Origin of the sequence: Micromonospora maritima (assembly GCF_902825405.1) — a bacterium.
Taxonomy (GTDB): domain Bacteria; phylum Actinomycetota; class Actinomycetes; order Mycobacteriales; family Micromonosporaceae; genus Micromonospora; species Micromonospora maritima.
The window spans coordinates 1-5,430 of record NZ_CADEAU010000367.1 but is presented as its reverse complement, the minus strand read 5'-3'; the positions used below and the strand labels follow the sequence as shown (position 1 = coordinate 5,430).

The window sequence follows — 5,430 nt, the reverse complement described above, 5'->3', positions numbered from 1 at the left end:
GCCCCGGCTGGCCCCCACCGACCTCCGGGTACGCGCCGGCGAAGCGCTCGCCGTCCTCGGCCCCAACGGCGCCGGCAAGTCCACGCTGGCGCTGCTCCTCGGCGGCCTGCTGCGCCCCGGAACCGGTGCGCTCACCGCCTCCGCCGAGCTGGCCGGCCGGGACGCGCGCACTCCCCCGTACCGCTGGCGGGCACCCGCGCTGGCGCGCCGGATCGGTTCGGTGTTCCAGGACCCGGAACACCAGTTCGTCACCGGCACGGTCCGCGACGAGTTGGCGCTCGGCCCGCGCCGTACCGGCCGGCCCGAGTCAGAGGTCACCGCCACCGTGGACGCGCTGCTGGACCGGCTGCGACTGGACCGGCTGGCCGGCGCCAACCCGTACACCCTCTCCGGCGGCGAGGCGCGGCGGCTGAGCGTGGCGACCGCCCTGGCCACCGCGCCCCGCCTGCTGATCTGCGACGAACCCACGTTCGGTCAGGACCGGCGGACCTGGCGGGAACTGGTCGACCTGCTCGCCGAGCTGCGCGACGCCGGACACGGCGTGGTCGCGGTGACCCACGACGCGGACTTCGTCGCCGCGCTGGCCGACCGGACGCTCACCCTGGAGCGCCCGTCCGCGGACCTCGACCGGACGCTCGCGGCCGGGCCCGCCGGCCCGCCGGGTTCCGTCGATCCGCCCGGTTCCGTCGGCTCACCGCCGGACGGTCACGGCGCCAGCGAGTCGGTCGGCCGTCACGGCGCGGACGGAGCACCGCCACCTCCGACGCGTCACGGCACGGACGGACCGCAAGGGGCGGGCGCGCCGTGATCGATCTCGAACCGGTCGCCGCGCCCGACGCCCCGCTGGCGCGGCGCAACCCGGTGGCGAAGCTGGCCGCCGCGCTGGTCTTCACGCTCGTGCTGGTGGCGACGCTGGACCCGGTCGCGCCGGCCATCGCCATCGCGATCGAACTCGCGGTGCTGCCGCTGTTCGGCGTCCGCTACCGGGTGCTGGCCCGACGGGCCTGGCCGCTGCTGGCCGGAGCCGTGGGCATCCTGGTCACGCTCGTGCTCTTCGCCGCCGACCGGTCCGGCCCGGTGCTTGTCGACGCCGGCCCGGTGCTTGTCACCCAGGGCGTGCTGGTCACGGCGCTCGGCCTGGTGCTGCGCATGCTCGCGGTGGCGCTGCCCGGGATCGTCGTCTTCGCCACCACCGACCCGACCGAGCTGGCCGACGCGCTGATCCAGAACGCGAAGGCGCCGGCCCGTTTCGCCATCGGCGCGCTGGCGGCGTTCCGGATGGTGCCACTGCTCGAACAGGAGTGGCGGATGATCAGCATGGCCCGTCGGGCCCGGGGCGTGGAGGCCGGCCGGAACCCGCTGGCCAAGCTGCGGCTGTTCGGCTCGACGGCGTTCGCGCTGCTGGTCGGCGCGATCCGGCGGGGCACCCGGCTGGCCGTGGCGATGGACGCGCGGGGCTTCGACGCCGGCACGCCGCGTACGGTGGCCCGGCGTCAGCACTTCACCCGGGCCGACGCCCTGCTGGTGGTGGCCGCCGCGCTCCTGGCCGGCGCCGCCCTGACCACGAGCATCCTCCTCGGCACCTTCCGCCCCCTGATCGGCTGACCCACCCACCCCGCGCGGCCCACCCCAGCCCGACCCCACCCGGTCGATCATGAGGTTGGCGGCACTCGTTGCCCGATTTGCCCCCGCCAACTTCATGGTCAACAGCGCCGGACGAAGATCTTGGAGGGAAGGGGCCCTCAGAGGGGCCGTCAGCTTCCAAGATTTCCCACGAGGAGGCCTGGCAACGCGTCCGGCTCGCCACGGCCCGGCCCGGGCGCACGACCCGACGCGGCGCCGTGCCACCCGACGCGGTGCGGCGATCATGAAGTTGGCGGCGTTCGGCGTCCGATGTGTCGCCGCCAACTTCATGATCGACGCTGTGGGAGCGGGTGGAGCCCCGGACGCGCTCCGCGTGCGGGGCGCGTCCGGGGCGGGGGCGGTCAGCTGCGGCGGAAGGCGTAGAAGCGGGTCTGGCCGGCGCGCTGACTGCGCCCGGTGACCCCCGACCGGTGTCCGGCGGGCGGGCCGGCCGTGGGCGGCGCCGGGGCCTGTGCCGTCGGCAGGGACACCGGCGTCGACGGCGCCACGGTGAGCGCGTCGAGATCCGTCGGGGTCACCTCCCGCAGCGACGGCGACGGCTTGCGGGACTTCTTCGGGCTGCGCTTCGCGGGCATCCGCGGTCCTCCTGTCTGGCGGGCGCGCCGACCACGGACGCGCCGAGCGGGTACGCCCCGGTGCGGTCCGACCACGACAGACGCCGCGAACCACGGCGGCGAGAGGGGATGCGGACGCCCGGAGCAGAACGGGCCCACGGCACGTGCGGCGGTGGACCGGGCTCGGAAGAAGGGCGTCAGTTACGCATGCCGCAAGGCTATCCCGCCTCCGCCGGTCCCGCACGCGAATTACCGCGGGACGCACCGCCACCGAGCACTCACCCGGCGTCGACGTCCCGGCCCGCTCCCCCGCCGACCGCGATACGGTCGCAGCACGGCAGCGAGGACGAGAGGTGGCGGTACGCATGGCACAGAAGGCGACGGCGCAGATCGGGGTCACCGGTCTGGCGGTGATGGGTCGCAACCTGGCCCGGAACCTGGCCCGCAACGGTTTCGCCGTGGCGGTGCACAACCGCTCGCCGGAACGCACCCGCAGCCTGGTCGCCGAGCACGGCGACGAGGGCGCCTTCGTGCCGTCCGAGTCGCTCACCGACTTCGTCGGCTCGCTGGAGCGGCCGCGCGCGGTGATCGTGATGGTGAAGGCGGGCGCGCCGACCGACGCCGTGATCGACGAACTGGTTCCGCTGCTGGAGGAGGGGGACATCGTCGTCGACTGCGGCAACGCGCACTTCGCCGACACCCGCCGCCGGGAGGAGGCGCTGCGCGCGCACGGGCTGCACTTCGTCGGCACCGGCGTCTCCGGCGGCGAGGAGGGCGCGCTGCGCGGCCCGAGCATCATGCCCGGCGGCTCGGCGGAGTCCTACCGCAAGCTCGGACCGATCTTCGAGAAGATCGCCGCCCAGGTCGAGGGGACCCCCTGCTGCCGGCACATCGGCCCGGACGGCGCCGGGCACTTCGTGAAGATGGTGCACAACGGCATCGAGTACGCCGACATGCAGCTCATCGCCGAGGCGTACGACCTGTTGCGGGCCGGCCTGTCGGCGAGCCCGGCGGAGATCGCGGAGATCTTCCGGGAGTGGAACGGCGGCGAGCTGGAGTCCTTCCTCATCGAGATCACCGCCGACGTGCTCGGCCACACCGACGCCGCCACCGGCCGGGCGTTCGTGGACGTGGTGCTCGACCAGGCCGAGCAGAAGGGCACCGGCCGCTGGACCGTGCAGAGCGCGCTGGACCTCGGCATCCCGATCACCGGCATCGCCGAGGCGACGTTCGCCCGGTCGCTGTCCGGGCACGCCGACCAGCGCGCGGCCGCCCGCCGGGTGTTCGCCGACGCCGGCGACAAGTGGCAGGTCGACGACCGGGACGCGTTCGTCGAGGACGTCCGCCGGGCGCTGCTCGCCAGCAAGATCGTCGCGTACGCCCAGGGCTTCGACCACATCCGCGCCGGCAGCCGGGAGTACGACTGGGACATCGACCTGGGCGGCACGGCCACCATCTGGCGTGGCGGCTGCATCATCAGGGCCCGTTTCCTGGACCGGATCCGGGAGGCGTACGACGCCGAGCCGGACCTGTCGACGCTGCTGGTGGCCCCCTGGTTCGCCGACCGGGTCAGCGCCGGGGTCCCGGCCTGGCGGCGGGTGGTGGCCGACGCGGCCCGCGCGGGTGTGCCGGCCCCGGCCTTCGCGTCGTCGCTGGCCTACTTCGACGCGTTGCGCGCCGAGCGGCTGCCGGCCGCGCTGATCCAGGGGCTGCGGGACAACTTCGGCGCGCACACCTACCACCGGGTGGACCGGGACGGTTCGTTCCACACCCGCTGGGCGGGCGACCGCTCCGAAGTGGAGGCCTGAGCCTCACCACGCCCGCTCGGGCGACGGGTGGCGGTGGGTCGGGGCCGACGCGGGTTCGGGGGCCCAGTCGGCGGCCGGCTCACCGCCGGCCAGCTCACCGATCTCGCCGGAGCGGACCGTCGGGGTGTGCCCCAGGTCGGCGCACCACCGCTCGGCCACCCCGGCGCACAGCTCGGCGACCGCCTCCCGGCGGCCCGGCTCCACCAGGTCGGCGCCGGCCAGGGCAGCCGTCATCTCGTACCGGAGATCGCGCATCCTCCACCCCCGTGGCGGCGCGTCCCGGCGGCGCGCCCTGCGCCGATCGTAAGCGGAACGCCCCGCGATCCGGCCGGAAAGCCGGATGCGGGGCGTTCGCGCGACGGCCGGCACGCCGCCGGCCGTCGAGGTCAGAAGAACCGACGCCGCTTGGCCTTCTGCGGCCGGAGCATGTCGGCGCCCTTGGTCAGCAGGCGGCTCACCCCGGTCGGGCCACGACGGGCCTCCAGCGAGTGGCTGAGCCGGCGCGCGCCGGCCGCCGCCAGCGGCACGGCGACCGCCATGACCGCCCACTGCGCGATCCGCTTCTGAATCATGTGGTTCACCTCCGCGTTTGCTGTCTGGAGGTATCGATACCCCGCGCGGCGCGTCGCTAAGCGTGACCTCAGACTCCCGGGGCCACCGGATTGGGCAGCGCCCCGCCGAAGCGGCGGTCGCGCTGGGCGTACAGCTCGCAGGCGTACCAGAGGTGGCGGCGGTCGAAGTCGGGCCAGAGCGTGTCCAGGTAGACCAGTTCGGCGTAGGCGGTCTGCCAGAGCAGGAAGTTGGAGATCCGCTGCTCACCGGAGGGACGCAGGAACAGGTCGACCTCGGGCACCTCGGGGTGGTAGAGGTAGCGTGCGATCGTCTTCTCGTTCACCTTGGCCGGGTCGAGCCGGCCGGCGGCGACGTCGCGGGCGATCCCGGCGGCGGCGTCGGCGATCTCCGCCTGACCGCCGTAGTTGACGCAGAACTGCAGCGTCAGCGTCGAGTTGTCGCGGGACATCTCCTCGGCGGTCTGCAGCTCGGAGATCACGCTCTTCCAGAGCCGCCCGGCCCGCCCCGACCAGACCACCCGGACGCCGAGGTCGACGAGCTGGTCGCGGCGGCGGCGGATGACGTCGCGGTTGAAGCCCATCAGGAAGCGGACCTCGTCCGGCGAGCGCCGCCAGTTCTCGGTCGAGAACGCGTACGCCGACAGGTAGGGGATGCCCAGCTCGATCGCGCCCTCGATGGTGTCGAAGAGGCTGTGCTCGCCCTGCTCGTGCCCCTTGGTGCGGGGCAGCCCGCGCTCCTTGGCCCAGCGGCCGTTGCCGTCCATCACGATGGCGATGTGGCGGGGCAGCGCGCCCGCCGGCAACGCCGGCGGCCGGGCGCCGGACGGGTGCGGGGTCGGCGGCACCGTCTCG

General features: G+C 74.5%; 7 protein-coding genes. 3 read left to right on the top strand and 4 right to left on the bottom strand.

Annotated features, from left to right (window positions below):
- Both HUW36_RS24580 and HUW36_RS24575 read left to right on the top strand, forming a co-directional pair.
- On the top strand, window positions 1-808 hold an 808-nt coding region (locus HUW36_RS24580), incomplete at its 5' end, for an ABC transporter ATP-binding protein (RefSeq protein ID WP_246248312.1).
- The gene (locus HUW36_RS24575) at window positions 805-1,605 is read left to right on the top strand and encodes an energy-coupling factor transporter transmembrane component T family protein (RefSeq protein ID WP_174530335.1); all 801 of its coding nucleotides are present in this window, start codon (window positions 805-807) and stop codon (window positions 1,603-1,605) included. The genes HUW36_RS24580 and HUW36_RS24575, both read left to right, overlap by 4 nt.
- Window positions 1,606-1,985: 380 nt before the next feature.
- On the opposite strand, the gene HUW36_RS24570 is transcribed toward HUW36_RS24575, so the two are convergent.
- The gene (locus tag HUW36_RS24570; RefSeq protein WP_174530334.1) at window positions 1,986-2,219 is read right to left on the bottom strand and encodes a hypothetical protein; all 234 of its coding nucleotides are present in this window, start codon (window positions 2,217-2,219) and stop codon (window positions 1,986-1,988) included.
- A gap of 344 nt (window positions 2,220-2,563) precedes the next feature.
- Here HUW36_RS24570 and gndA point away from each other — a divergent pair, with 344 nt between their 5' ends.
- The gene (gene gndA, locus HUW36_RS24565) at window positions 2,564-4,006 is read left to right on the top strand and encodes an NADP-dependent phosphogluconate dehydrogenase (RefSeq protein WP_174530333.1); all 1,443 of its coding nucleotides are present in this window, start codon (window positions 2,564-2,566) and stop codon (window positions 4,004-4,006) included.
- A 3-nt stretch (window positions 4,007-4,009) separates the two neighbouring features.
- Here the strand turns inward: gndA and HUW36_RS24560 are convergent, their stop codons facing one another.
- The 3 genes from HUW36_RS24560 to HUW36_RS24550 form a co-directional block, all read right to left on the bottom strand.
- A complete protein-coding gene (locus HUW36_RS24560) occupies window positions 4,010-4,261 on the bottom strand; it encodes a thioredoxin reductase (RefSeq protein WP_174530332.1) in 252 nt (83 codons plus the stop codon).
- A 131-nt stretch (window positions 4,262-4,392) separates the two neighbouring features.
- Window positions 4,393-4,578, bottom strand: a complete 186-nt coding sequence (locus HUW36_RS24555) for a hypothetical protein (protein WP_091664863.1) — start codon at window positions 4,576-4,578, stop codon at window positions 4,393-4,395.
- A 68-nt stretch (window positions 4,579-4,646) separates the two neighbouring features.
- The gene (locus HUW36_RS24550; protein WP_174530336.1) at window positions 4,647-5,423 is read right to left on the bottom strand and encodes an isoprenyl transferase; all 777 of its coding nucleotides are present in this window, start codon (window positions 5,421-5,423) and stop codon (window positions 4,647-4,649) included.
- Between the last annotated feature and the right edge of the window lie 7 nt (window positions 5,424-5,430).